Origin of the sequence: Lacibacter sp. MH-610 (assembly GCF_045780045.1) — a bacterium.
Lineage (GTDB): Bacteria > Bacteroidota > Bacteroidia > Chitinophagales > Chitinophagaceae > Lacibacter.
In genome coordinates this window covers 1,404,333-1,431,032 of sequence record NZ_CP116002.1, presented here as the reverse complement: position 1 = coordinate 1,431,032, position 26,700 = coordinate 1,404,333, and the positions used below count along the sequence as shown (strand labels likewise).

The 26,700-nt window shown below is 40.6% G+C and carries 23 protein-coding genes; 9 read left to right on the top strand and 14 right to left on the bottom strand.

Features of this window, described 5'->3' with window-relative positions; all coding sequences use genetic code 11:
* Window positions 1-2 precede the first annotated feature (2 nt).
* Window positions 3-539 carry a YceD family protein gene (locus PDL71_RS06520; protein WP_407527007.1) on the bottom strand — a complete coding sequence of 179 codons (537 nt, stop codon included), beginning with the start codon at window positions 537-539 and terminating at the stop codon, window positions 3-5.
* Window positions 540-858: 319 nt separating this feature from the next.
* Between PDL71_RS06520 and PDL71_RS06515 the strand changes: the two genes are divergently transcribed.
* Complete coding sequence (locus PDL71_RS06515) at window positions 859-1,935, top strand: DUF3810 domain-containing protein (RefSeq protein WP_407527006.1); 1,077 nt, start codon at window positions 859-861, stop codon at window positions 1,933-1,935.
* A gap of 1 nt (window position 1,936) precedes the next feature.
* On the opposite strand, the gene dcd is transcribed toward PDL71_RS06515, so the two are convergent.
* Window positions 1,937-2,473, bottom strand: a complete 537-nt coding sequence (gene dcd / locus PDL71_RS06510; protein ID WP_407527004.1) for a dCTP deaminase — start codon at window positions 2,471-2,473, stop codon at window positions 1,937-1,939.
* Window positions 2,474-2,535: 62 nt separating this feature from the next.
* Here dcd and PDL71_RS06505 point away from each other — a divergent pair, with 62 nt between their 5' ends.
* Window positions 2,536-3,165, top strand: a complete 630-nt coding sequence (locus tag PDL71_RS06505; RefSeq protein ID WP_407527001.1) for a 4'-phosphopantetheinyl transferase family protein — start codon at window positions 2,536-2,538, stop codon at window positions 3,163-3,165.
* A gap of 4 nt (window positions 3,166-3,169) precedes the next feature.
* Here PDL71_RS06505 and PDL71_RS06500 read toward each other — a convergent pair whose 3' ends face one another.
* Both PDL71_RS06500 and murB read right to left on the bottom strand, forming a co-directional pair.
* Window positions 3,170-3,688 carry a hypothetical protein gene (locus tag PDL71_RS06500; RefSeq protein ID WP_407526999.1) on the bottom strand — a complete coding sequence of 173 codons (519 nt, stop codon included), beginning with the start codon at window positions 3,686-3,688 and terminating at the stop codon, window positions 3,170-3,172.
* 49 nt (window positions 3,689-3,737) lie between these two features.
* On the bottom strand, window positions 3,738-4,748 hold the full coding sequence (murB, locus tag PDL71_RS06495; protein WP_407526996.1) for a UDP-N-acetylmuramate dehydrogenase: 1,011 nt from the start codon (window positions 4,746-4,748) through the stop codon (window positions 3,738-3,740).
* A gap of 21 nt (window positions 4,749-4,769) precedes the next feature.
* On the opposite strand from murB, the gene PDL71_RS06490 reads away from it, so the two are divergent.
* Together PDL71_RS06490 and PDL71_RS06485 are read left to right on the top strand one after the other, a co-directional pair.
* A complete protein-coding gene (locus PDL71_RS06490) occupies window positions 4,770-5,423 on the top strand; it encodes an NAD(P)H-binding protein (protein ID WP_407526993.1) in 654 nt (217 codons plus the stop codon).
* A 43-nt stretch (window positions 5,424-5,466) separates the two neighbouring features.
* Window positions 5,467-5,904 carry an RNA recognition motif domain-containing protein gene (locus tag PDL71_RS06485; RefSeq protein ID WP_407526990.1) on the top strand — a complete coding sequence of 146 codons (438 nt, stop codon included), beginning with the start codon at window positions 5,467-5,469 and terminating at the stop codon, window positions 5,902-5,904.
* Window positions 5,905-6,243: 339 nt separating this feature from the next.
* On the opposite strand, the gene PDL71_RS06480 is transcribed toward PDL71_RS06485, so the two are convergent.
* The 3 genes from PDL71_RS06480 to PDL71_RS06470 all read right to left on the bottom strand — a co-directional run bounded on the left by PDL71_RS06480 (window position 6,244) and on the right by PDL71_RS06470 (window position 10,848).
* On the bottom strand, window positions 6,244-6,924 hold the full coding sequence (locus PDL71_RS06480; protein WP_407526988.1) for a hypothetical protein: 681 nt from the start codon (window positions 6,922-6,924) through the stop codon (window positions 6,244-6,246).
* The gene (locus PDL71_RS06475; protein WP_407526986.1) at window positions 6,924-8,333 is read right to left on the bottom strand and encodes an MBOAT family O-acyltransferase; all 1,410 of its coding nucleotides are present in this window, start codon (window positions 8,331-8,333) and stop codon (window positions 6,924-6,926) included. The genes PDL71_RS06480 and PDL71_RS06475 overlap by 1 nt, the downstream gene beginning before the upstream one ends.
* Before the next feature lie 100 nt (window positions 8,334-8,433).
* The gene (locus PDL71_RS06470; protein WP_407526983.1) at window positions 8,434-10,848 is read right to left on the bottom strand and encodes a TonB-dependent receptor; all 2,415 of its coding nucleotides are present in this window, start codon (window positions 10,846-10,848) and stop codon (window positions 8,434-8,436) included.
* A gap of 90 nt (window positions 10,849-10,938) precedes the next feature.
* Here PDL71_RS06470 and PDL71_RS06465 point away from each other — a divergent pair, with 90 nt between their 5' ends.
* Genes PDL71_RS06465 through PDL71_RS06455 form a run of 3 tightly spaced genes read left to right on the top strand, consistent with a single transcriptional unit; the run spans window position 10,939 to window position 14,285 of the window.
* Window positions 10,939-11,379 (top strand): DUF2141 domain-containing protein, encoded by a 441-nt coding sequence (locus tag PDL71_RS06465; RefSeq protein ID WP_407526980.1) that lies wholly within the window; start codon window positions 10,939-10,941, stop codon window positions 11,377-11,379.
* Window positions 11,380-11,384: 5 nt separating this feature from the next.
* Window positions 11,385-12,863 (top strand): phytoene desaturase family protein, encoded by a 1,479-nt coding sequence (crtI, locus tag PDL71_RS06460; RefSeq protein ID WP_407526977.1) that lies wholly within the window; start codon window positions 11,385-11,387, stop codon window positions 12,861-12,863.
* A 9-nt stretch (window positions 12,864-12,872) separates the two neighbouring features.
* A complete protein-coding gene (locus PDL71_RS06455) occupies window positions 12,873-14,285 on the top strand; it encodes a carotenoid oxygenase family protein (protein ID WP_407526974.1) in 1,413 nt (470 codons plus the stop codon).
* A gap of 1 nt (window position 14,286) precedes the next feature.
* On the opposite strand, the gene priA is transcribed toward PDL71_RS06455, so the two are convergent.
* The 3 genes from priA to PDL71_RS06440 are packed head-to-tail and all read right to left on the bottom strand — an operon-like array spanning window position 14,287 to window position 18,112.
* Window positions 14,287-16,797, bottom strand: a complete 2,511-nt coding sequence (gene priA / locus PDL71_RS06450) for a primosomal protein N' (protein ID WP_407526972.1) — start codon at window positions 16,795-16,797, stop codon at window positions 14,287-14,289.
* Between the two features lie 55 nt (window positions 16,798-16,852).
* Complete coding sequence (locus PDL71_RS06445; protein WP_407526970.1) at window positions 16,853-17,632, bottom strand: lysophospholipid acyltransferase family protein; 780 nt, start codon at window positions 17,630-17,632, stop codon at window positions 16,853-16,855.
* 6 nt (window positions 17,633-17,638) lie between these two features.
* Entirely contained in the window at window positions 17,639-18,112 is a 474-nt protein-coding gene (locus PDL71_RS06440; protein ID WP_407526967.1) for a DUF4258 domain-containing protein, read from the bottom strand.
* A gap of 137 nt (window positions 18,113-18,249) precedes the next feature.
* Here PDL71_RS06440 and PDL71_RS06435 point away from each other — a divergent pair, with 137 nt between their 5' ends.
* Both PDL71_RS06435 and queG read left to right on the top strand, forming a co-directional pair.
* Window positions 18,250-19,260, top strand: coding sequence for a serine hydrolase domain-containing protein (locus PDL71_RS06435; protein WP_407526964.1), 1,011 nt, complete (start codon window positions 18,250-18,252; stop codon window positions 19,258-19,260).
* A gap of 21 nt (window positions 19,261-19,281) precedes the next feature.
* Window positions 19,282-20,208 carry a tRNA epoxyqueuosine(34) reductase QueG gene (gene queG / locus PDL71_RS06430; protein ID WP_407526962.1) on the top strand — a complete coding sequence of 309 codons (927 nt, stop codon included), beginning with the start codon at window positions 19,282-19,284 and terminating at the stop codon, window positions 20,206-20,208.
* On the opposite strand, the gene PDL71_RS06425 is transcribed toward queG, so the two are convergent.
* From PDL71_RS06425 to PDL71_RS06410, 4 genes are all read right to left on the bottom strand, one after another.
* Window positions 20,209-21,591 carry an outer membrane beta-barrel protein gene (locus tag PDL71_RS06425; protein WP_407526959.1) on the bottom strand — a complete coding sequence of 461 codons (1,383 nt, stop codon included), beginning with the start codon at window positions 21,589-21,591 and terminating at the stop codon, window positions 20,209-20,211.
* On the bottom strand, window positions 21,581-22,138 hold the full coding sequence (locus PDL71_RS06420; RefSeq protein ID WP_407526956.1) for an RNA polymerase sigma factor: 558 nt from the start codon (window positions 22,136-22,138) through the stop codon (window positions 21,581-21,583). Before PDL71_RS06420 ends, PDL71_RS06425 begins: the two co-directional genes overlap by 11 nt.
* A 116-nt stretch (window positions 22,139-22,254) precedes the next feature.
* Entirely contained in the window at window positions 22,255-23,589 is a 1,335-nt protein-coding gene (locus PDL71_RS06415; protein WP_407526954.1) for a hypothetical protein, read from the bottom strand.
* 20 nt (window positions 23,590-23,609) lie between these two features.
* On the bottom strand, window positions 23,610-26,699 hold the full coding sequence (locus PDL71_RS06410; RefSeq protein ID WP_407526952.1) for a SusC/RagA family TonB-linked outer membrane protein: 3,090 nt from the start codon (window positions 26,697-26,699) through the stop codon (window positions 23,610-23,612).
* Window position 26,700 lies beyond the last annotated feature (1 nt).

Here is a 26,700-nt window from a genome sequence, read left to right as displayed (position 1 = left end):
TTTTACTCGTTTCTGAATTTATCTAAATCTTTCCAGATCTGTTTGTTTTCTGGCTGCTGCGGATTCATGTTTTGCAATTTTGCCAGCACTTCTTTATTGCAGAAGGGGCCGCCTATTTCGCTTTCCTTACACATCTTGTGCATGGGAATGCTCAGGCTCACAAATTCATAAATCCAGTTTTTAACATGCAGGTGGCTCTCGGTACGACTGATATAAAACACATCCGGGCTCTCTTCCTCTTCATTCATCTTCTCAGGCTCATCCGTCATCTTCACCAGCATTTCAAATTCGTCCCACAGTTCCAGCGGCAGATCGTTACCACAACGGTCGCAACCTACTTCTACCGTACCTCCCACTTCAAACTTCAGCATCATAAACCCGGTGTTTTTTTCCAGCACCAGTTTTACGTTTGCCTTGCAGTTATGGAAGTCCTGCGGTCCAAATTCTTCAAAAAACTTATCATCCGGCTCGTAAAAGAACTCGTGCAGACCGGGCTTCAACCCCACAAACGCTATTTCATATTCACGCCGGCTTGCCATATACCCTTTTTAAAAGAGTTTGCAAAGGTAGCCGAAAAACCCATTCAGGCCAAAGTATTGGCAAAGATATTTAGGAGCAGGAGCGTCTTTTCCCTGATGGGGCTTTGGATTCCCGCCCTACGCTGCAATGGCTCCCGCAAACCATGGGCGGGGCCATTTCCGCTGCGGTCGGGGCTAGGCTCAGCCGGGGAATATTGATTGATCAGAAAAAACGAAGCATTATGAGTTATTCTTAATCTATTTAATCAGGGACTGACCAATAAACATCCGCAACCTGCTACCACCTACCCATAACTCACCTATTCCTTAATTTTGAGGTATGTCCTTTCGAAAAGCAATCCGCATATCAGTACTTGTTACCCTTTTGTTGCTGGCGCTTTTTATCTATTTCATATCGGGCTATCCCGGCTGGGTGGAGGCCAATTATTCCACGGGTTTCTTTCCAAAGCTGGCTGCGGTGTTGCGGTTAATGCTGGGTAAGTTACCCATCAGCCTGGGCGATCTTATTTATTCGGTAGTAGTGGTGTCGGTGGTTTGGAACATCAGCCAATTTATTGTACGGTTATTTCATCCAAAAGACAGTTGGGGTAAGAAACTCTCTCCTTTGCTTACTGCCGGTTTGATTCTCTTGTTTGTGTATGTGTATTTCTATTTGTTCTGGGGATTGAATTATTACCGTAAAGGAATAGAACACCAGTTGGGTTTGCAAAACGGAGCTTTCAAAAAAGAAGAACTCATTTCATTAAATCAATACCTGGTAGAGCAGGTGAACCATCGCAAAGAGATTTGTCTGCAAAAGAAAGATACAGTGATGAACACAGGCAGAATGTTTCAGGCCGCACAGGAGGGTTATAAAGAATTGGAAAAACAATATTCCTTTCTGCGTTACAGAAATAAAAGTATCAAAGCATCCTTATTTGGTAAGTTGGGTAACTATGTAGGCTTCCAGGGTTATTACAATCCATTTACCGGTGAAGCGCAAATCAATACCCGCATTCCCAATTTTGTACAGCCTTTTGTAACCTGTCATGAAATGGCGCACCAGATTGGATATGCGAGTGAAAGTGAAGCCAACTTTGTAGGATTTTTAGCTGCCACCCATTCGCCGGATACACTCATGCAATACTCTGCCTACTTAGATATATTTCTCTATTCTATCGGCAACTTAAGAGCAGTGGATTCTGTTGCTTCCAAAGCTATTGCCAAACAGTTGAATGAAGGTGTGAAGCGTGACATCAGAACCGAGCGGGAGTTTGCACTTAAGCACCGCACCTTTTTACAAAACTGGACGGATGCGTTTTATGATTTTTACTTACGTCAAAACTCTCAGCGAAAAGGAATAGCCAGTTATAATGAAGTAACGGGGTGGTTAATAGCTTATCGAAAAAAGCAATGACTTAGAATTTATTCTTCCACATCATACTCTCCACCGGCTTGTTCGGCTGACCGCTGTACTTGGCATTGGCTTTTTGATTGTACTTCACTTCAATCTCCCCTTCCACAGGAAAATAAATAAGCTGACCAATGGGCATACCTTTGTACACTTTTACAGGTTGCTTTACAGAAATTTCCAATGTCCAGTTGCCGCAGAAACCCACATCACCTTTACCTGCTGTAGCATGAATGTCGATACCTAATCGTCCTGTTGATGATTTACCTTCAAGGAATGGAACATGTGCATGTGTTTCTGTGTATTCCTGTGTAACACCGAGATAAAAAATATGCGGATACAATACAAAACCTTCATCAGGAATTTCAAAGGTTTCAATGTGATTGTGTTTTTTAGCATCAATCAAATGTTCAGTGTATGTGGCGAGTGTGCTGCCGAGATGTACATCATAAGAATTACTGCCAAGGCAAGAACGGTCATAGGGTTCAATCTTAATAGTGCCTTTCTCCATCTCCTCTAAAATTCTTTTATCTGATAAAATCATATGCTTGGTTTAGTTTTGTAAAGTCAATCTAAAATCTGCAATCTAAAATCTTAAATTGGATTTTGCCGTTCGTTTATCAACATACTATCAACAGCAACACCAGGCTTGGTCTTTGGCACATTGAAGAGCCTGAAGAATTCTTTCTTGCCAAAGTACCGTTGAAACGTGATGTAAGTCATCCGCACAAGCGGTTGCAGCATTTGGCAGGTCGTTATTTATTACCCACCTTGTTTGAAGATTTTCCGCTGGAAGAAATTTTGATTGCTGATACCCGCAAACCTTTTCTGCCGGATGAGCAATATCACTTTTCCATTTCACATTGCGGCAACTATGCAGCAGCTATTGCAAGTGCTCAGCAAAGAGTGGGTATTGATATTGAACAGCCCACTGAAAAAATTTTCCGAATCATCCATAAATTTTTAAATGAGAATGAAAAGCAGTTGCTCAACCAACCCATGAGCAGCAGCCAGCTTTTACAAACTGCTACTTTACTATGGAGTGCTAAAGAAGCCATGTTTAAATGGTATGGCGCCGGCGGGGTGGATTTTAAACAACACCTCCTTATTCAGCAACTGGATGGAACTGATGAAGAAGGAACATTACAATGCAGTTTTGAAAAAGAAAAACCGGTATCTCTCAATGTAAAATACCGGTTTCTTGAAAATATTATAATGAGCTGGACAGTGAGTTAAATCCTTATTTCCTGTTAGGAAGTGTATAGCCAACAGACAATCCACCAAAAGGAAAAAACACAAACCCATCCCCGATAAGCGGCCCTATGTATATCCGTCCGTTAAAACTATTACTTGGTTTTGTAAAACGGTAACCGAAGTGGGGGTGAAAAAAGAAAGTTGATTCTTGATCTCCAAAAGTAGAACTTGCCGTAGAGAGATAAGTGTATGTCAAGCCCATTTCAAAATGATGAGGCCCTTCTCCTTTTCCAAACAGATAGTTAATTCCAACCGGGATTGTAATAATGCCATCAGCTTCCCCTCCTGAAGCAGCACCAAAAAATCCAAATCCTGCTCTGAAACCTAACCCTTTATGGCCTTTAAACCTTGAATCAAAATTCGCAGAAAACACAAGTCCGCTTCCTCCTAATTCACCATAAATGGCTTTTGAAGCAGGCATTGAATTGGCTGACTTATCAGATTGAGCTTTTAATGCATTGGACATAATGCAAAAACCGAGAAGAAGAAAAGCTACTTTGTTCATAAAATAAATTTTAGACAATATAAATAAAAAAGATTGATCCATACAAGGACTAATATAAATTCACTTCCCGTTCCAGTTCCACACCAAACTTTTCCTCTACACTCTTTACAATCGCTTCACTCAGTTCCAGCACATCAATTCCCTTGGCAGTTCCATAATTCACCAATACCAATGCCTGCTTTGCATGACAACCTGCATCCCCTTTCCGGTAACCTTTCCATCCGCATTGTTCAATTAACCAACCGGCAGCGAGTTTTACTGTTCCATCTGTATTGGCATATCCTACCAGTAACGGGTATTGAGCTTTAAGTGCATCATAACGTTGCTTTGAAACGGTTGGATTTTTAAAAAAACTTCCTGCATTACCAATGAACTTTGGATCAGGCAGTTTGGAAGAACGGATTTTTATAACGGCGTTGGATACAGCTTTTATACTCAACTCTTTTATACCCATCGCTTCCAGTTCTTCACGGATAGCACCATAGCTGATATTAAAAACAGGTTGTTTACGAAGCTTGTAAGTAACATTTAAAATAACAAACTGATTCCTGTACGTACGTTTAAACACACTTTCACGGTAGCCAAAGGCGCAATCTTTATTGGAGAAAATAATTTTGGCTTCATCGTGCATATGATAAGCTTCCAGTTCTTCCATCACCTCTTTAATTTCAACACCATAAGCACCGATATTCTGCATAGGGCTGGCACCAACATTACCCGGAATCAAACTTAAGTTTTCTACACCTGCCCAATTCCGTTCAATACAATACAACACAAAGGCATGCCAGTTCACCCCAGCGCCGGCACGTACATACACAAAAGCATCATCTTCTTTGATTAATTCAATTCCCTTGATTTCATTTTTCAATATCCATCCATCTACATCTTTTGTAAACAGGATATTGCTGCCGCCACCCAAAACAAGTCGTTGGTCCTGCGCAGAAGCATGCAACAACTCTTGTAATTCCGCTTCAGTTTGAAATGCAGCAAACCGCCTTGCCGTTACATCAATACCAAAGCTGTTAAATTGCCGGAGTGAAATATTTTGCTCAACTTGCATGCTGCTGCAATGTAATAAATTATGAAGCAACAAACCGCCGTTGTCATCGGCGCCACCGGATTAACTGGATCACATCTTGTGCAACAGTTATTAGCTGATGATGCATTCAATGCCGTACGTATTCTTGTACGGAAACCTGTTGCCTTGCAACATCCAAAGCTGCAGGTTGAACTCGTAGACTTTAATAACTATGAAGACTATAAAATAAAACTGGGCAGCGGCGATTGTATTTTTTGCTGCATCGGCACAACCAATTCGCAGGTTAAAGGCGATGAAATCGCTTACCGTAAAATTGACTTTGATATACCGGTGAATGCGGCACGTTTTGGAAAAGAAGCAGGCTTTCAACAGTTTGCCATTATTACTGCCGCTACAGCTAACAGTAAGTCCCGTATTTTTTATAACCGTTTAAAAGGAGAAGTGGAAGAAGTAATTGCAACCTTTCAATACCAAAGCTTTCACATTTTCCGGCCTTCGTTTATTATGGGTAAACGAACAGAACAAAGGCTTGGTGAAAAAATATTCAGAGTCATTTTTCAAACGATTGCCAAACTGCTTCCCGCTGCATGGCGACCGATTGATGCTGCAACAATAGCAACGGCAATGATCAACTCAACTAAAAAAGGCCGGCCGGGCATGAACCTGTATTATTACAAGGAAATGCTGCGGAAATGAGCAATTTCACGATTTGTTCCTTAGCTTTACACAAATTCCGATCATGAACTTATTTGTAGCCGGTTTACCCTATGATGTAGATGATGCTGAACTCGAAGAAATTTTCGAAAAGTTCGGCAAAGTACTCTCCGCAAAAATTTCCATTGACAGAAATACAGGCAAGAGCCGTGGATTTGGTTTTGTAACCATGGAAAAAGAAGAAGATGGCAATGATGCTATTGAGTTACTCAATGACATTCAGTTAGGCCGCAGCAAAAAACCGTTGGTGGTTAAAAAAGCTGAAGACAAACCACAAGGTGGCGGAGGAGGATACTCCGGCGGTGGTGGTGGTGGATATCGTGGAGGTGGTGGAGGTTACTCCGGTGGCGGAGGCGGTGGCTACCGTGGTGGCAGTAGCGGAGGCGGTTATCGTGGTGGTGGTAGCAGTGGTGGAGGATACAACAAAGGTGGAGGTGGATATAAACCCAGAAATTATGAATAAGAAAAGTCCCGCTGTAATGGCGGGATTTTTTTTGCATAAAGATGTAATAAGTCTAACTAAACGAAAGCAATCAAAACGATTTTTGAATAAGAGCATCCACAGCTATTCCAATCTGCTTTGAAAAGTTACACGAGCCTTCAAAAGTGAGATGAGTGCCGTCAGAAAAATCAGTTGCTGTTAAATTAAAAACTTCATCTTTTAAGACCGTTATCTTATTTTGATTTTGTAAGGTTGACAGGATCGTTTTTACTTCAGTATGCCCTACTGACTTTCCCTCATTATAAAGATGCGGGTACGGAACCAGGATGAGTTGAATATTATTGCTTGTACAGGCATTGACTATTTCATAAAAAGCCCGGAGTTGCTTTCATTTACCACCGGTTGTGTCTGTACTTCTGATGCAGCAAATGTTAATACCTTTTTTGAATCGAGACGATTGCTGTAAAACCCATTGTATTGATAAGTTCCGGGTAGTTGAAACATAGCAGTGCCCCTGTAAGCACTGAGTATTCCAAAGCGGCTGTACTCATCCATCAACACATACCTGTAAAGCGGAATATACTTTACTCTTTCATAAGGAATAGCATTTGCTTTAAAGAAAGCTGCCATATCCCGATCATTCATATAATCATACATGGGTAATTTATTGTTCGGCTCATCATCTCCATAAAATGTATGAGGACTATAACCAAGTATAATACACCGTGGCGATGCATGATTTTGAAGGTACTCCCTCACCAGGAATTCCTGTGTAATAAATCCTGTGGCAGCATAACCGAGATTAACAGAACGTAATCCTGTAAGTGAATCAATATAAAAAGGATTTACACCGAACTTAAAAATACTGTTGCCAATAATCAACGTATTAAAATCAGATTTCTTTTTTCCAAACACTTCATCTAATGTGTAATAGGTATGTTCATAAAGAATTCGGTAGCCCCGCCTCCCCAGTATATTTAAAACTGAAAGACAAACCATAAGGCAACCTGTAATACATATCAATCGTACACCTGCTTTCATTAAAACTGAAAATAAATAAAACTCTGTTTATAAAACACTCCTGTAAATACTATCAAACTCACTGTTACAATAAAAAAGAAAATATCTGTTACCGGTTTTTGCTGTAAGATCAAAAGACCGGGATCCGTTTTTTTCTCTACCCATACCATCAACAATATAACTGCAAAAATGTAAAACAGGTTCATGGTACCGAATGCAAAGCGTTGAAAATTTCCACCCAGATCAAGACTTCCTGAAAAATGAATAAGCTTGTTAAATACGGCTGCTGCCTGATCAAGGTTTTGAGCCCTGAAAAAAACAAAAGTTGCCGTAACAAAACAACAAGTGAAAAATACATTCATCAACGGAAATATTGTAAGAGCCCTGTGCAGACCTTTGAAATAGTTTTTAACAATAAGGTATAAGATAATAAGCAATCCATTGGAAACGCCCCACAATATGTAATTAAACCCTGCTCCATGCCATACACCGCTCAGAAAAAAAACCACGAGTATAACTGCAGCATGTTTGATAAATAGTAACTGCCTGTTGCCACCCAGCGGAATATATACGTAGTTTTTAAACCAGTCAGATAAGGTTACATGCCACCGGCGCCAGAATTCTTTTATATTAGAAGCAAAGAAGGGTCGTTGAAAATTATAAGAGAGTTTGATATTCAAACAACGGGAAAGCCCTACTGCCATATCACTATAACCGCTGAAATCACAATAGATCTGAATGGTAAAAAAAACAACTCCCAGCAATACCTGCCATGAATTATATTGTGCGGGAGCATCAAATACACCTGCTACATAAAACGAAATCCTGTCTGCAATGACTGCTTTTTTAAATAAGCCCCAGCAAACCAAACGTAAACCACTTAAAACATTATCCCAATTAAAAAATCTTTTTTGAGTAAACTGGTGCAACAGATTTTGTGGCGGCTCAATAGGCCCGGCTACCAATTGCGGAAAGTACATTACATAAAGAGCAAAGATTGAAAACCTTTTCTCTGCAGGGTACCTGCCATGATAAACTTCCAATACATAACTGAGCGATTGAAACGTGTGAAAACTAAGCCCCACCGGAAGAATCAGGTGAGTGAGCACCCAGTTTGTATCAAAAAGGCTATTAATTTCCGTTACAGCAAAATTGTAATATTTAAAGAAAAAAAGGATACCGAGATTGCTGCAGATACTCAACACCAAATACAATCTTCGCCGTTGCGGCTGCTGCTCCATCCACCGGGCAGAGAAAAAATCAATTAAAATAACTGCCAGCAACACCAATAAATAAACAGGAATAAAATAGCTGTAAAAAACACAACTGGCTAACAACAGGAACAGAACCACAAACCTTACCGGGATGGTATAGTATAAGGTAAAAACAACAACGAAGAATATGAAGAATTCAAACGTATTAAAGAGCATGCAGTAAGATTGTCTGCACAATAATACTGCTTTTAAGGTTTTGAGTTTATAAACTATACTTCAATTATAAAAACCGCAATCCCCTTTATGAATGAATGTTTTAAAACTCTGCAACAAAACCAATACTGGGTAACCTGGATCCGCTGCTGTTTGGCAGTATGGCAGGAATAGCAAACTGGCGATTATTAGGCGCTCCCGGATTACCGAACACACCCGGGTTATAAGGCTGACCATTGGCAGTAGCAATACTTCCATTAGCAGTACGTTGCAATGTAAAACCCGGAGCTGTTGGATTTTGTGAGTTGAAGAAATTCTGTATATCTAAAAACAGATCGAGGCTCCATTTTTTAAAATTCCATTTTTTATCAAGACGCACATCCATAGCATTAAAGCCGGTTAGTCTTTCTGAATTTACTCTTGCATAATCAAGCACCGCTGCATTCGTAAACGGATAGTTTTCTAAGCTTTCAAAGGTATTGTAAGGTGTAAAGGGTGCCCCTGCCTGGTAACGGTAACGAATGCCCAATTCCCAATTACGTTTAAATTTATAGCCTCCTGTAAATGATACAAGATGACGGTTATCCCATGCAGATGCTATGTATTTATTTCTATCGAATCCTGTAAACAGACTGTAATAAAAAGTATAAGCAAGAATACCGTAAAAGTTTTTGGTTAACCGTTCCTGGTACATAAATTCAAAACCATAGGTCTTACCTCTTCCATTACTACTCACACGTTCATTACCCAGTACGCCAAAATCACCGCCAAGATTAGCAAGTGATATTCCTTTGTCAATAGAAACAGGATAGTTATCATACCACTTATAAAAACCTTCCAGTGTAATTCGGGTTGATGATTTGGGATTGAATTCAAACCCGGCTACTAAATGATCACTCTTGATATATTCTACATTTTCATTAGCCAATACACCATTGAACCGGAAGCCAAGAATGGTGTAAGGCGCAATTTTATAATACCTGCCTGCCGATGCATTGATGTTGAACTTTGGTGCCACACGATAACTTGCTGAAATACGTGGCGACAACGTACGGCCAATCTCATTACCATTGGTGGTGAAAGTATTTCCATCCACTCTTAAACCTGCTGAAAGTAATAGCCTGTTTTCAAAAAAACGTTTGCTGCCGTTTACAAACAAACCATAACGGAAGAAATTAATATCCGTAAAATAATCAGCTACATATCCCGGGCGACGTTGAAAGGTAGAATTGTTATACCGAGCATAAATGCCCACCAATCCTGTACTCAGTTGCCAGCCATTGGCATTATAATTTACTTCATAACGCAGACGTGTTTCATCCTCCGTTGATTTGTAACCAAGGATGCGTTCCTTTTCATCCGGCTTTTCATTGTTTTGAAATTGATCAGCTGTGTTGACCAAGCGATTATTACTTACTGATAGCAATGTAAATCCGTTGTTGATGGTATGTCGCCATGAAACACCGATGGTATTCGTTCGTTGTGTGTTCAATGGAATTTGTTCAAGAATAGCTATCTGCTCAAGCGTAGGATTATCAGGACGTTTGAATGTGAAATTATCAATGGAGCCAATACCTATAAAATTGAGTTCGTTTTTGTTGTTGATCTTGTGGGTTATTTTATATTGATAATCCCAATAATCAGGAAGAAAAGGCAATTCAATTAGCTGAAATAATAATTGAAGGTAGGAACGACGTACGGATGCCAAAAATGTTGTTTTTCCATTTTTCTTTCCCAGCGGTCCTTCTGTGGTTAATGCCGCTTCGCTGGCACTCAAACGAAAGTTTCCCTGAAATTTTTCCGGGTTACCGGTACGTTGTTTGAACTGCAACACACCCGAAAGCGGGTTATCATACTTTGCCGGAAATGCAGATGTATGCAGGGTAACATCCTGAATAAATGAAACATTGAGCAAACCTACAGGGCCACCTGCAGCTCCCTGTGTAGCAAAGTGATTAATAGTGGGAATTTCAATTCCGTCCAGGAAATAAGTATTCTCATTGGGTGCACCACCCCGAATGATAATATCATTTCTAAATCCAACCGAACCGGAAACACCCGGCAATGACTGCACTACTTTTGCCACATCAAAATTAGCACCGGGGTATTTTGCAATTTCTGTGATGCCAAGCGTTTGAACAGAGTTGACCACACCCACGGGTTTAATAAACTTCGGCTGCACTACCACCCCGCTCAACTCTTTGTATTCCGGCTCTAAATCAAAATTCAGTTCAACTGCATTACCTGATGTTACGGAAACATCAAATTTTGTTTCGCTCCGGTAACCACTGAAACTTACTTCCACATTCCATGTTTTGGTGGGAATATTGGAAATGGTGTAAAAACCATTTTTATCGGCTGTTGTGATTAAATCACTGTTAACAATTTTAATAGTGGCACCTTCTAAGGGTGATAATGTGCGGGCATTACGAACAAATCCATTAATGGTACCGGTTGATTGTGCGTTTATAATAGAAAAAACAAAAAGAGAGACAATAAATCCGATTATATGTTTCATACACTTGCACTTGCTTAATTCCTGACGGTATTTTCAAAAAACGATGTACGCCTTAATGAACAAACCGGCAGGCTGATTGTTTAGTCTTTCATGTCGTTTTTTATTTTTCTCTTTATCAACCTGTTTCCCGTAATCAAACTGCAGGTTCAGCAACCCGCCGCACAGCCGTCAGTTGTGAAAGTAAAAGTAACCCGTGTTTCAGCCAAAAAAGGTGAAATACTGGCCGCATTGTTTGCGTCAGACAAAGGATTTCCTGACAATGCCTCAGCCGCTTACAAAGTTGCAAGAGGAACCGCTGTAAACGGAACAGCCACGCTTGAATTCAGTAATGTACCCAAGGGCACTTATGCCATTGCGTTATTTCATGATACCAACAATGATGGCGAACTCAACACTAACATGCTCGGCATTCCCAAAGAAGGTTATGGTGTGAGCAACAATGTAAAAAATCTTTTCAGCGGTCCCGGTTATAAACAATGTGCGTTTCAACATACCACTGAAACTTCTCTCACCATTATCATGCGTTATTAGTATACATGCAGCAGCCTAAAAAAATTGCAGTGATTGGAAGCGGGTTCGGCGGACTTTCTGCAGCGATTCGTTTGGCTGCCAAAGGGCATGAGGTAATTATTTTTGAAAAGCACGATAAACCCGGCGGACGTGCATATCAATATGAGATAAACGGCTTTAAGTTTGATGGCGGCCCCACTGTTATTACTGCGCCGCATCAATATGACGAACTGTTTGAGCTGGCAGGTAAGAAGCGTGAAGATTATATGACACTGGTGCCCTTAGATCCGTTCTACAGAATTTTTGATGGCAAAGGTGATCATTTTGATTACTGGAGAAGCCAGGAACATACGGAAGCAGAAATAAAAAAATACAGTCCGAATGATATTGCTGGTTATCGAAAGTTTATAAAAGGCGTTACGGATATTTTTCATTGGTTTCATCCCTTTACTGAAAAAAGTTTTCCAACGCTGTGGAGTTTCCTGCGCATTTTTCCGCATGTAATAAAAACAGGAACGTGGCGAAGCATGTATGCATTTGCGGCCCATTTTATCAAACATGATTTCATCAGGAAAGTAGCCTCCTTTCATCCGTTGCTGGTGGGCGGCAACCCATTTGATACACCTTCTATTTACGGGCTCATCATTCAGTTTGAGAAACAATGGGGTATTCATTATTGCATGGGTGGCACCGGTGCCATTGTGAAAGCACTATGCAGATTGTTTGAAGACTGTGGAGGTACCATTCAACTCAATTCTGAAGTACAGCAAATCATCATTCACAACAAACAGGCAAAAGGTGTACAATTAAAAGATGGCTCAGTATATGAAGCTGATGAGGTAGTGTGTAATGGCGATGTGGCATTTGCATATAAAAATTATATCCCGAATACACTTTTACCAAAGCAAATGAATTTCTGGCTCAGCAATTTGCAATACAGTAATTCATTAGTGGTGATTTATTTCGGTACCAAAAAGAAATATACAAACAGTAAACTGTCGCATCATAACCTGATTCTTGGTAATAAATACAACAAACTGATGCGTGATATTTTTCAACGGAAAATTTTACCGAGAGAATTGGGATTGTATCTGCATATGCCTTCCAAAACAGATGCTACCATTGCACCGGAAGGTTGTGATTGCTTTTACGTATTATCACTCGTACCCAATCTTGATGGAAAAATTAACTGGAATGAGTTGATGGATGAATATGTAGATAAAGTGCTCGGCTTTCTTGAAGAAAACTATTTGCCGGAGTTAAGAAGCAATATTGTTGCTAAACATGCAGTAACGCCGTTACACTTTCAAAACAATTTAAACAGTTACAAAGGCGCTGCGTTTTCAATTAAACCATCTATGATGCAGAGTGGCTATTTTCGTCCGCAGGTAAAATCAAAATGGTTTGATAATTTATATTTTGTAGGCGCAGGTGTGCATCCCGGTGCCGGTGTACCCGCCGTAATGGCTTCGGGTAAAATTGCTGCGGCCGCAATTGAACAATAAACAATTTACATGGCTTCATTTTTCAAATATGGTGTTGAGCAAAACCAAAAGATTTACAGTTTGGATGATGTGCCTGTAACCGGAAAAATTCCTGATTGGCTACAAGGCTCTTACATACGTAACGGTCCGGGTATGTTTCAACTGCAAAACAAACGGCTCAATCACTGGTTTGATGCGATGGGTGCTTTGCACAAGTTTGATATTACCAACGGAAAAGTATCGTATCAAAATATGATGATTGAATGTGAGTCGTACAAAAAAACAACAGAGACGGGAGATATTCAGTTTTCAGAATTTGCGAGTGATCCCTGTAAATCCATTTTCAAAAAAGTACAGTCGTATGTGTTTCCTTCTTTGCCCAATATGACGGATAATCCCAAAGTGAATGTGGCGAAGATTGCCGGCAAGCTGATGGCGCTGGGCGAAACACCGATGCAGGTGGAGTTTGATCCGCATACGTTGAAAACAATCGGCGTGAGTGAACCTGTGCCCGGAGGCTTTGCTTACAAAACAACTGCACATCCGCACCTGGAAGATGAGCATGCGTACAATGTAGTGGTGAAGTTTGGCATGTTCAGTCATTACAAAATTTATGATACAGCAAAACCGGGCAATCAACCATTAGCAAGTATTCCGGTACAAAAGCCAGCGTATCTGCATGGCTTTGGTATGAGTAAAAATTATTTCATCATTGCAGCCGGACCATTAACTGTTGTACCGATTGAATTATTATTCTGGAAACGACCTTATATAGAAAATCATACATGGAATGCTAAAGACGGCGCCACTGTTTACATCATTGAAAAAGCAACCGGTAAACTCAAGGCGAAATTTATAACAGAAGCTTTTTTCAGCTTTCACCATGTAAATGCTTGGGAAGAAGGCGAAGAACTCATCATGGATATTAATGCCTATGATGATGCAGGCATCGTTCAAAAATACTATCTCAAAGAATTAGAGAAAGAAGACTTGCTGTTACCCACAGGCACTTTAAGACGTTATCGTTTTAATCTCCGCACCAAAAAGCATCAGGCTGAAATTGTAAGCACTGCTTGTATTGAATTACCTCGTATTGATTACAATCGATATAATACTGATGGTGCATATAATTTCACCTATGGTGTAAGTGTACATCCCTTGAATCCCCAAGGATTTTATAACAGCATTGTGAAGATTAACAGTAAAACAGGTGATGCGTTTTATTGGCAGCAAGAAGATTGTTACCCCGGCGAACCATTTTTTCAACCATCACCGCAAAGTAAAAATGATGAAGATGGTATTTTGATTTCAATTGTATTGGATGCTGTAAATGAAAATTCTTTTTTGTTATTCCTCGATGCGGTAACGATGCAGGAAATTGCCAGGGCCGTATTGCCGGAGCCGGTTGTGTATGGCTTTCATGGAGAGTTTTTTGGAGGATAATTTACACCGCATCCACATCTACCACCATAAATACACTTTTATACGAAGGATGATGGTGCATGGCTGCTTCCTGTGTATGTATCATTTCTCTGCAACGGGTTAACAGATTGGCATCTTTGGGCAACTTTAAAATCATTTCCATCAAATATTGATTGCGTACACGATTTACGACCGGCTCTGCAGGACCTGTGATGTAATTGCCAAACACAGGTTTCAAACTTTCAGCAAATGATTGTGCGGCAGCTTCTACTATTTCCCGATGCTTATGTTTGAACGTAATTTGTATCAATCTTGTAAACGGCGGATAAGCAAATTGCTTTCTGCCTGCAATTTCAAAGGCAAAAAAACTTTTGTAATCATGTGCTTTTACAAATTGCAGAACCGGATGCTGAGTATTGGCAACTTGTATAAGCACTTTACCATCAGCATCTTTTCTGCCGGCACGGCCGCTAACCTGCTCCATCAGTTGAAAACCCCGTTCATTCACACGGAAATCAGCAAAGCTTAACAAACTATCGGCATCTAAAATTCCAACCAGGTTCACATGTTCAAAATCCAAACCCTTTACCACCATTTGTGTACCCACTAAAATATCAATACGCTGCTGTTCAAATTGCTGGATAAGTTGGTCGTGTGCTGTTTTGCCGCTCACCGTATCATAATCCATTCGTGCAATCTTAGCTTTGGGAAAAAGTTCCTGCAAATATTCTTCTGCTTTCTCCGTGCCAAAATTCAATTTCATGAAATCATGACTGCCGCAGGCTTCACAGGTTGTAACAACAGGATAAACAGTGCCGCAATAATGGCATTGCAACTTGTGTTTGAATTTGTGATAAGTTAAACTCACATCACAATACCTGCAGTGTGGAATCCATCCGCATACTTTACATACATGATGCGGTGTATGCCCCCGACGGTTTTGAAACAATATGATTTGCTTGTTTTGTTCCAGGGATTTTTCAATCGCTTCGTTCAATGCAGGAGCGATGATTACTTTTTCTTTCGTTTGTTTGAAGATGGGCTTTGTATCAACTATTTCAATTGATGGCAATGCACCTGCACCATAACGTTCATTCAACTCTACCAAATTATACTTACCACTTTGTGTGTTGTAGTATGTTTCAACAGATGGCGTACCGCTGCCGAGTAATACATTCGCTTTAAATGCAGACGCATAATACACGGCTGCATCTCTTGCATTGTAACGTGGAGCAGGTTGTTGCTGCTTGTAAGATGAATCGTGTTCTTCATCACATACAATCAAACCCAAATTAACAAAGGGAAGAAACAAGGCACTGCGTGCACCCAGCACTATCTTCATTTCGCCACTCTTGATTTTATTCCATATTTCAATACGTTCATTCTGGTTGAACTTAGAATGATAGATACCGATATAGCCGCCAAAATGCTTTTGCAGTCTGCGAATGATTTGTGCCGTTAATGCAATCTCCGGCAACAAATACAACACCTGTTTCCCTTTTTTAATCGCTTCCTCAATGAGCTTAATATAGAGTTGCGTTTTACCGCTGCCGGTAACGCCATGCAGTAAACAAACAGGTTTATGGGTGAAGGCTGCTTTAATTTCATCAAACGCCGTTTGCTGTGCCGGAGTTAATTCAAAATCAATCTCAATATTTCTGGGAAGATTCACCAATCTGTCCACTGCACGTTTTTCAATGAAAAGAATTTCTTTATCTATCAATCCTTTCAACTGTGCATCGCTTGCTCCGCTTTTTTTAAGCAATGCAGTCTTGCTCACTTCGCCTTCTGTTTTCATGAAGTGCAGATAACTTAAGAGCAATTCCATTTGCTTGGGCGCCCGACTCCAGTTGTTAAGCAACTCACTCAGCTTTTCTTCATTATCATAAACAGGATTGAGCAGTACAAAGCTTTCTTTCTTGGCAGTATAGGTTTCTTTCAACGCTTCCCACACAAAGCAAATACGTTTTTCAATCAGGCGTTTTACTACAGGATATACATGTGATGTATCAAGTATCTGCTGTACTTCGGGCAACTTTAATTCCTTGCGGATGAGCAATGCTTCGGCTACTAAATATTCATCATGATCCAGCATGGTGAAATCTTCACCCATTTCTTCATTGAACAATAAAATAGTTTCACTGCTGAGCTTAAAGTGAGCGGGCAATGCAGCGGCCATCACTTCCCCTTCGCTGCACATATAATAATTGGCAATCCATTCCCACAACTGCAATTGCTGTTCATGAATAATCGGTGTCGCATCCAGCACATTTAAAATGCCTTTCGGTTCAAAGGCATCGGGTTTTTGATTGTGAATTTTCTTCACAACGCCTGCATAACGTTTCTTACGCAGTTCCACTTCCACACGCACACCCACTTGCACTTGCGCCTGCAAACGCTCCGGTACACTCCAAGTATACGTACGTGGCACGGCAAGAGGAATGATCACATCAGCGAAGCCCCCATCCCCTGAAGGGGGGTACGCCTCCGATGATTGTACATCATCATTAATATCATCATTAAACAAATCCATGAACCGATAAAATTAGGTAACTCTTTCAATTGTGAAGAGGTATAATAATCCCCCTTTAGGGGATAGGGGCATTGGATGGGTTTACCCAGCTCGCCTTATACTCCACCAATTTCTTTTCCATCAACTCATACACTCTTTGTTTGAGTTTGTCTACATCGTATGGCGTGTAACCTTCAGGAGAAATTTCTTCGAGATAAACCGTGCGGAGTTTGCCCGGCGTCATGGCAAAAATGCTTTTCCAGTGCATACGGTCCACCGCATCTAAAAACAATAGTGGCTTGATGGGGGTTTGTGTTTCGATTGCCAAACGAAAAGCCCCATCGTAAAATTGAATGAGCGGTTCATTGGTCATATTAAATGTGCCCTCGGGCGCTATGTAAATGGAAATATTTTTATTGAGTGTTGATTTCAATATCATCACACTTTTGGCTCTTGCCTCAGCACTTCCCCGCAATACAGGCACAACTGCTGCATTGTAAATAATGCCGAATACGGGTACTTTACCCATCTCTGCTTTTCCTAAAATGCGTAATGGCTGACGAATAGCTTTGAGCATCTGCGGAATATCCATGTACGAATTATGATTGCTTACGAACACATAAGATTGGTCTTTACGAAGTTCCTGCTCTATAATTCTAACATGATACATGCCGATCAGGAACAACCATACATCAGCCCAGCCATGTGCAATTTTCATGACTGCATTACCGCCATTGATTTTTCCAAAGAAAGATGCAATGAATACAAAAGGTGTAACAATCAATAAAATCATTACAAAAAGAAGCATTGCATAAATAGCATACAGGAGCTGAAATGGTTTTAAAACTAATTTCATTATGAGTTATTTACAGGAAGGGCACTCCCATTCGTTTTCCAAATCAATTACAGTAACAATCGTCAAATGCCGCTTCTTTGGAGCAACGATAATGCGCACATGCTGCTTATCTCTTGATGTAATGCCCTCGAGTGCATATTTTGGTCCTTCTACAGCCTCCAGATCGCTTTTACGATAGTTTACATCAGCACGTTGTACAATTTCCTTTACTTCTTCCTGTGAAATATAACGGCATTTCATCCGGCAACGGGCATGTTTGGTAAAATAATATTTCGCATGAGGATCACGGAAAACATCGAGACTGCTTTTTTCATTATCGGTTTTCTCCTCCTCTCTTTTTTCATCGGTGCGTTCAATACGCTTTTGCTTTTCAGTATCTGTAAGTTCGCTGTTGCCTTTTGTATTGCAACGACGCACTGCCAGCACTGTCACCAATAAAACAGCCAGCAATACCCAGGGCAGTACTTTTTTCAAATTCATGATACAAGTATAATGAAATTAGGCCGGATGAAAGACCTCGTGTTCTGACTGAACCCTCTAAAACTTTTTGGTTAAAACTTAACCATTACACAAGCCACATCTTCTTTTCAAATATCTTTATGGCTTAACCGCAATTCATGAAAGCTTATACACTTCTTTTTTTGCTGGCACTGTCAGGATCAACATTGGCCCAGAATTTTTCAGCTGTTGAGCAGGTGATGTTAAACAATCAAAAGTCGCTGGGCGATGACCAGGTGCTGCTGATTCATAAAGACGGAAAGATTCTGTATCAAAAAGCATTGGGTGATTTTAAACCCAATATACAGGCACCCATTGGTGAAAGCAGTCAGTGGCTCACGGCAGCATTGGTATTGATGCTAGTGGATGAAGGAAAGATTTCCTTAGATGATAATATCGGAAAACACCTCCCCATCTTTCCCAAATGGATGAAAGGATATATTACACTCCGCCATTGTTTGGCCAATACCACCGGCATTGAAGCTGATAAAAGCGGCGCCGGCAAATTATTTCAGAAAAGCAAATTCGCCACACTGGAAGAAGAAGTGAACTATTATGCCGAGAAAAGAGGTATTGCACAAAATCCAGGCACGTGGTTTCAATACAATCAAATGGGCTGTAATATTGCGGGCAGAGTGCTGGAAGTGCTCACCAAGAAAAAGTTTGACCGCTTGATCCAGGAGAAATTACTGCGACCGCTCAACATGCGGTTTACAACGTTCAGCAATTACACAGCAGCCATCAGTCCGTTTGATGGTGCTAAATCTACTGCAACAGATTATATGAACTTTCTTTCCATGCTTTTGAACAAAGGAAAATTCATGGGCAAGCAGATTTTAAGTGAAGCATCCGTTAATGAATTGCTGAAAATACAAACAGGAGCTGCAGTGAATAAATTCACTCCACCTTTCTTTAATAGCTATGCATTTAGTTTGGGTACATGGGTTGAAAATAAAGAAGGAACCACAATCAGTTGCAATGCGCAAAATGCACCTTTTGTGTGGGTGGATTATTGCAGGGGATATGCAGCTATTCTTTTGCCTAAAAAGGAACAGGATGTTCAAAAGCGTGAATTGTACAATCTACTGCAGGCGGCTGTGAATGAACAGATGAAAGCCAATTGCCGGTAATGTTCTGTAGCTTGCATCTTTATGAACATTGCCGCACACACAGAATTCATCAAACAATTTTCAAAACAACTGGGTTTTGATTATTGCGGCATTGCCAAAGCAGAACGGCTGGATGATGATGCCAAGCGTTTAGAACAATGGCTTAATAAAGGCATGCATGGCAGCATGCAGTACATGGCCAATCATTTTGAATTGCGGGTTGACCCCACAAAACTTGTTCCCGGTGCGAAGAGTATAATTACATTCATGATGAATTATTATCCTTCTGCAAAACAAATTGAACAAGCCCCTAAAATTTCAAAATATGCTTATGGTAAGGATTATCATGAAGTGATCAGGGAAAAGTTGAAAGCGTTGATGCAGTTGATAAAAGAACAAATAGGTGACATCAACGGAAGAGGATTTGTGGACAGCGCCCCCGTACTGGAACGGAGCTGGGCAGTAAAAAGTGGATTGGGCTGGGTTGGCAAAAACGGCAACCTCATCAACAAACAAAACGGTTCTTTCTTTTTTATTGCTACTATCATCTGTGATTTAGAGCTTGAATATGATGCGCCTTTTGCAAAAGATTATTGCGGCACTTGTATAAAATGTATTGATGCTTGCCCTACGGATGCGATTCTCCCCAACAAAGTTGTAGATGGAAGCAAGTGCATTTCTTATTTCACCATTGAATTGAAGGATGCGTTGATTGATGAAAGCATGAAAGGTAAATTTAACAACTGGATGTTTGGTTGTGATGTGTGCCAGGATGTGTGCCCGTGGAATCGTTTCAGCAAGGCAACAACTGAACAACAGTTTACTCCCCTTCCTGAAATTTTAAATCTCACCACCTCTCAATGGGAAGAGTTAAGTGAAGAAACATTCCGGCAAATTTTTAAACACTCCCCTTTGAAGCGTACAAAGTTTGCCGGCATCCAACGTAACCTGAAGTTTATTCAGCAATAATTATTTTCCTTTCGGTTTAAGATAATACTGGATACGCAATCCTGTTTGCCACCAATGATTTTCTGCAGCCGTTTTATATACCGGCAACAATCCATAATTGAGATACCAGCCTATTTGCAGTTGTGCATCCTTCATTTTCCATTCATAGGAAGGTGCTACCTGCAACAGGGGTTGATAAAAAGAAGCACGGGAAGAACTATCAGCAAAGGGAGGCTTTGCAGAAGTACCTGCCAGGCGAATATGATGCAACAAACCGGTGTTCAACATTAAATATCCTTTCTTATTCCCGGCAATCTTCCACTGCAGTTCTGTGGGCACCTGCAGATAATGCAAACTGAAATTAGTAGTTGATTCATTCACAACAGCATTCACCAAACGGTTTTGTGAAGTTGAAAATGTATCAATCCGTTGAAACTGATTCACCTTAAAACTACTGTACTGATAGTGGATACCTGTAGCAAAACTGAAACGTTTGTTCAATGACCTGCGCAGCAAATAACCAAAACCAAACTGAATATTATGATTCACTGTATTCTCTTTAATAATTATACCCGGATAATTAACCCCGGTTGGTCCTACATAGTTAGTACCGCTCAAATCGCTGCTGAAAAAATTAGCACGGGGAACCAGCGACTGACTGATATCAGCAACACCTCCGTTCAATTGAAAACCGGATTGCCAATTTGGTTTTTTCACAACCGGCTTTGCAGCAGGTATTGAAACAGGAGCACTCACAATGGAATCTTTGTTGCTTACTGTATCAGCAACAACAATCTGCGGTTCAGATTTTTGATCAACATTGTTTTGCAGGGTATCTGGTTCTTTCTTCTCAACCACCGGTGTTTTTCCTTGTTGTACAGGCGCAACAGCCGTTTTTACCTCTGCATCTTCCATTACGGTTGATTCTGTTTTTGGTTTTGCTGCGATTTCCTGATGATGAGAAGACTGCTGCTGAACCGTCTTTTTAACCGGTATTGATTTTTTACTTAACTGCAACGGACTTTTTTCGTTTGAAGCGATGTTGTTTTCTACCCGGTTTTGTGATGATAAAGGTTTTGGATGGTTAACGGATGACTTTGACTCTGTACTGTTGTTGATGTCAATTTTATTTTTTTCAGCAATGGTTGTATTCTGTTTATTTGTTGTTTGTGATGGATCATTAACTGCCAGCTCTTGTTGTTTGCTTTGCCGGGTGCCTGTTGTATAAAAAACCCAGGTTCCTGTACCCAATAAAACACCGGCAAAAAGAAGATAGAAGAACCAGCGTCTGCGTTTGTCTTTATGCAAAGCAGCATCCACACCTGCCCAAACAGGTGCTGATGGAGTGAGTTTTAACTCATTCATCCTTTGCTGTACTTCCTCTTCAAAACTTCTATTGTCCATAAGAACTGAGTTTAGGTTCGGAATTAAATTTTTCAATCCAGGTAATCAATAAATTCCTGGCCCGCATATATTGGCTGCGGCTGGTACCTTCACTAATGCCCAGCATCTGCCCTATTTCTACATGTGTAAACCCTTCCACGGCGTGCAGGTTAAAAATAGTTTGATAACCGCTGGGCAACTGGCGAATGAGATCAGCCAGTTCTTTGGTACGCACTTTTATTTCCGGGTTATCCTCACTTACCGGGTGCAGCGGTTCATGCAGAAAAGACATATCGTACTGGTACTCTCTTTTCTTCTTCAGAAAATTAATGGCAGTATTCACCATAATGCGCCGGATCCATGCACCCAGTTCTCCTTCTTCCCTGTAATTGGCAAGATTGCGGAACACTTTAATAAAACCATCCTGCAGTACATCTTCTGCATCAGCCAGCGATTTGGTGTACCGGTAGCAAACAGCCAGCATAGATTCAGCAAACAAATCATACAGCTCTTTCTGAGCTGTTGCTTTTCCCTTTACACAATCTTTTATGAGTTGCCGGTGCTGCATGCCTGGTTTCAAAGTTGTGACAATTGAAGAAGAAAAACCGTTGCGTAAGCGTTAAAGAAAAAAGGCCCCCGAAGAATCGGGGGCCGAAGGATAAAACTAACTACTGATAAAAAAAGTTATATAGCAGGATCTGCAGGTGTATTTACATTATTATCCCTTTCAATTTGAGGATAAGGATAAAAATTACGGTTACGCTCTTCACCAGGTGTGTTTGGAGCCGGGCGACCGAAACGACGGCTATCTTCTAATTCTTGTCCGCTCAGAAACATTTCAAGACGACGTTGCCTGTATATTTCACGCAGGAGATCTGCCTGAGTTAATGGACCGCCGTAAGCAGGCTGATTGGCATTCACTCCAAAAATATCTGTGGTTTTGGTGAGCACTGCATCCAAAGCTGTTTTAGAAGCAGCAAATGAATTTTGACGAGCCTGATTTTCGGCAATAATCAAACTCATTTCACCCGGAAGGTACACAGGATAAACAGCCGTTACATTTAACGCAAATGCCTTTAATGGAAAAGTAGTAGGCCCTGTACGACTGATGTAAAATCCAATCCGTGGATCAGAAGCTGCAGGAACGGGCGCTAAACCATTACGTAATCCCAACGTAGAATCGATTGCTCCAAAAACATTTACCGTTGCGTTCCATTCACCAAGGGGGTTGGTAGTTGTAGTAGTGAATCTGAATTCTGATTTAATACTTTGACTGGCTGCGGTAGCAAACGTAATGGCTTTGTTACCGGAAGCAGTATTATAAGTACCCGTCATCATACTGTGAATATTATAATAGCGGGCCAGCAATGCCTTGATCGTATTTGGGATATTAATACCCGGCGGAATCCGGTTGATGAATTTTGTACTGGGTGAAGTAGCAGTAAGATCAGCATCAGCACTCTCCAGAACAGATATTACTTTTTGCATCACATCAATTCTATTGCTAAAGGCTGCATTGTTCTCACTATTGAGCGGAATTTTTTCAAAGAACTGACAGAGTGTGCCCATACTCAATGCATAAAAAATACTTGCGTAAGCTTTTAAACCTACCCTATCACCGGGATCTGCTGCCACACCGAGGTTGTTAAGTATTGTTTCAGCTTCTGTTTTGGTAAAAAGGCATTGCGACCATAGCTGCGTAACGATAGAATTAGCCTGTGTAACAGCTCCTTTACCGGCTTCCAGCTCAGCTTCTGCAGTATTACCCACGTTTAAAGTGCGCAAGCCATAAACAGCATACATACCGCCAACAGGAGCATTGTATAAAGGGCTTTGTCTACCAATGGTGAAGCGGCGTTGCAAACCGGCCGCCAGGTTCATCAATGCATCAGCACTGCTGGTTACACTGGGGGTTGATGCCGCACTGGGATTTATATATTCTTTATTGCACGAGCTTGCCGTAATAATGCAGGTTATGCTGAGCAAGAATGCAATTTTATTGATTATGTTCTTTTTCATTGTCTTTTCATTTTTTGGTTTTAGAAACTGGCTCTGAAAATTAACTGGTAAGATCTTGGAATAGGTACGTTACCAAAATCAATGCCTCTTAATACAGCACTGTTACCACCAGCGTTTGTTTCAGGGTCGTATCCATCATAGTTATCAAAACTCAAGAGGTTACGACCAATGAGTGAAATAGATGATGATTTCACAAATTTTGCAAAACCGGGGAGTTGGTAAGACAATGACAGTTCACGAAGCTTTACATAAGAACCGCTTTCAACTCTCCACTCCTCAGTGGCATAGATTGAGAAAATATAACCACGTGGTAATAATCCTTTTGCTTCTTTTTCAGCATAATCACCAATACCTACACCTTGCCTGGTCCTTCTGTCAGCATTAAACACTTCCTGTCCAAGCGCCCCATCAAATAAAAAGCCGAAGCTTAGTTTCTTGTATTGAAAACTGTTGTTGATGCTGATAATCCAATCCGGGTTAGGGTCGCCTAAAACTTTACGCAATAAGGTTTTTTGTGTGGGATTATTTACTGCTGCAATAGGTCTTCCCCCGGCATCTAAACGTAAATTACCATTAGCATCCCGTTCAAAATAGTTTCCAAAGAACGCACCTAAAGGAGCTCCTGCAAGTATTACAGATGGAGATCCTCCGTTATTGCTGAGTGTAATAGGTGAAACCTGGCTGGATGCAGTTACTAAGTTTTTATTACGGTTGATGGATGAATATACATTCCACGAAAAATTCTTAGAAGAAACAGGAATGATATTGATTCCCAATTCCCAACCTTTATTGGTCAAATTACCCACATTTTCAAAACGGCTGCTTCCACCTGAAGATGGGGCAAGAACCCTTTCAACCAGTAATGAATTCTCAACTATTTTTTTATCATACTTTGTAAACGTAATGCCTAACCGATTGTTGAAAAATGAAAGATCAACACCAAACTCTAACTCACTGGCTCTTTCCGGCTCAATAATAGCATTACCTAATGCCGTATTGATATTATACGTTGCAACCCCATTGATAAAATTGGATGAATAGGTTGTGAAGCGATCATAGGTGCCAATACCCGTTAAGTTACCGGCTATGCCCCATGATGCACGCAAACGGGCTGAGTTCATCCATTTACTTACCGGCGTATTGATCCAGAAATCCATATCGCTGATGGACCATGAGGCACTCAACTTAGGATAGAAATAAGTTCTTGTATCTTTTGGGAAAGAGGTACTTCCGTCAATACGGCCGGCAGCAGTTAAAAACAGGAAGTTATTATATCCAAATGTTTGTTGAACAAAACCACCAAACACCTGCCTTTGGTCAAGAGAATAACGTTGTGGCAATTGTACAGAAGCACCATTAACAGTTGTTATACCATTGAGCAAGTCCCTGCCTTCATTAAATAAACCTGTAATTTTTTGAAACTGATGATTAAATCCGGCAGTTGTTAACGATGAAAACTTCTTAAACTTTGTAGAGTAAGACATGTTAACATCATTATTGATGAGGAAGGTGTTAACTAAAGCACTGGCAACATATCCTAACCCTTCCTGGGCAGCTATATAGGGATACCGCTCAATCAAATTTCGGCCTTCCTGGCTGAAGTTGTCAATACCTAATATGTAATCAATATTAAACCCTTTGAATGGTTTTATTTTCAATTGTACATCGCTGATGGTTCTGTTAACCGTTTGTGTTAATTGCATATCTTCTATAACACTCAACGGATTTACACGGGTGGGTTCAACCCCTTTTAAGTTACCCGCCGCATCACGTTCTTCAATATTCCAGATATTGTTTGTGATATTTACAGAATTGATGGGACTCCAGAAAACATTACCGTTTGGTTTTTCATTCGCCAAACTATTAGTGTAAGCAATACCACCTAAAACCGTAACATACCTGTTAAGAACATGCTCAAAACGGGTCTTGAAATTTACCCTTCTGAAATCTGTATTACGGATAATTCCTTCATTTTTAAGATACCCTGCACTGAAAAAATATTTTGATTTTTCCGAGCCACCGCTCATAGAAATATAATTATCCGTTCCAACACCTTTTTGAAATATCTGATCCTGGTAATCATACCTTGTAACATCTACTAAATCTGTAGCCAGTGTACGAACCTGCCCATCAGGTCTTGTATAAGTAATTGTTGCGCCTGTATAAGTGGGAGGCCCTCCTGCATTGCTGATATTACCCAAACGCAATGCTGCATATCCAAACTGTTTCCCGTAAGTAGATATATAAACACGTTTGCGTAATTCATTCACATTTACACTGGTGCTGAAATCAATACGCATCTGCCCGGCCTTACCTTTCTTGGTTGTAATCAATACTAGTCCATTACTGGCTCTTGAACCATAAATGGCTGAAGCGGATGCACCTGGAATGATATCAATCTTTTCAATATCATTCGGGTTAATATCTACTAATCGGTTGGTACCTATTTCTGCTCTTGCACCGGCAGGCACATTTAAGTTGGTAACATTATTAGTGGCGTTGCTCACAATTACACCATCAATTACATATAATGGTTCTGATGAACCGCTGATGGTACTGGTACCACGCATACGAACAGAAATAGAACCGGCAGGATCACCGGAAGTTTGTGTTATTTGAGCGCCTGCTACTTTTCCTTGCAATGCCCCGGTAAGATTACCCGTTCCTGCATTTACTAATTGCTTGGAACTAACAGAGTTTACGGTATTTCCTAACTGCTTCCTTGATTGGGAAAGTGATGAACCGATAACAACAACTTCATCCATACCCAATACATCTTCCTCAAGTGTTGCGTTTGCTGCATAACTCACCCCCGATCCTACATCAACATTTACAGTCTTTGTTTTAAAACCAATTCCCGAAAACTCCAGTGTGTATTTACCGGGCTTTAAGGCGGCATTAATAGAGTAATTTCCATCAGCATCAGTAGAAGCCCCGAACGTAGTGCCCCTTATAATTACTGATGCGTTTGACAGTGCAGCATTTCCCTTACCTGTTACTTTACCGCTGATGGTTACCTGTGCCTGTACAAAAGCTACGGATAACAGAAACGATAACAGCAACAATGCAAAACGGGTTGTGCTGCGGATCAATAGTTCAACATGTTTCATT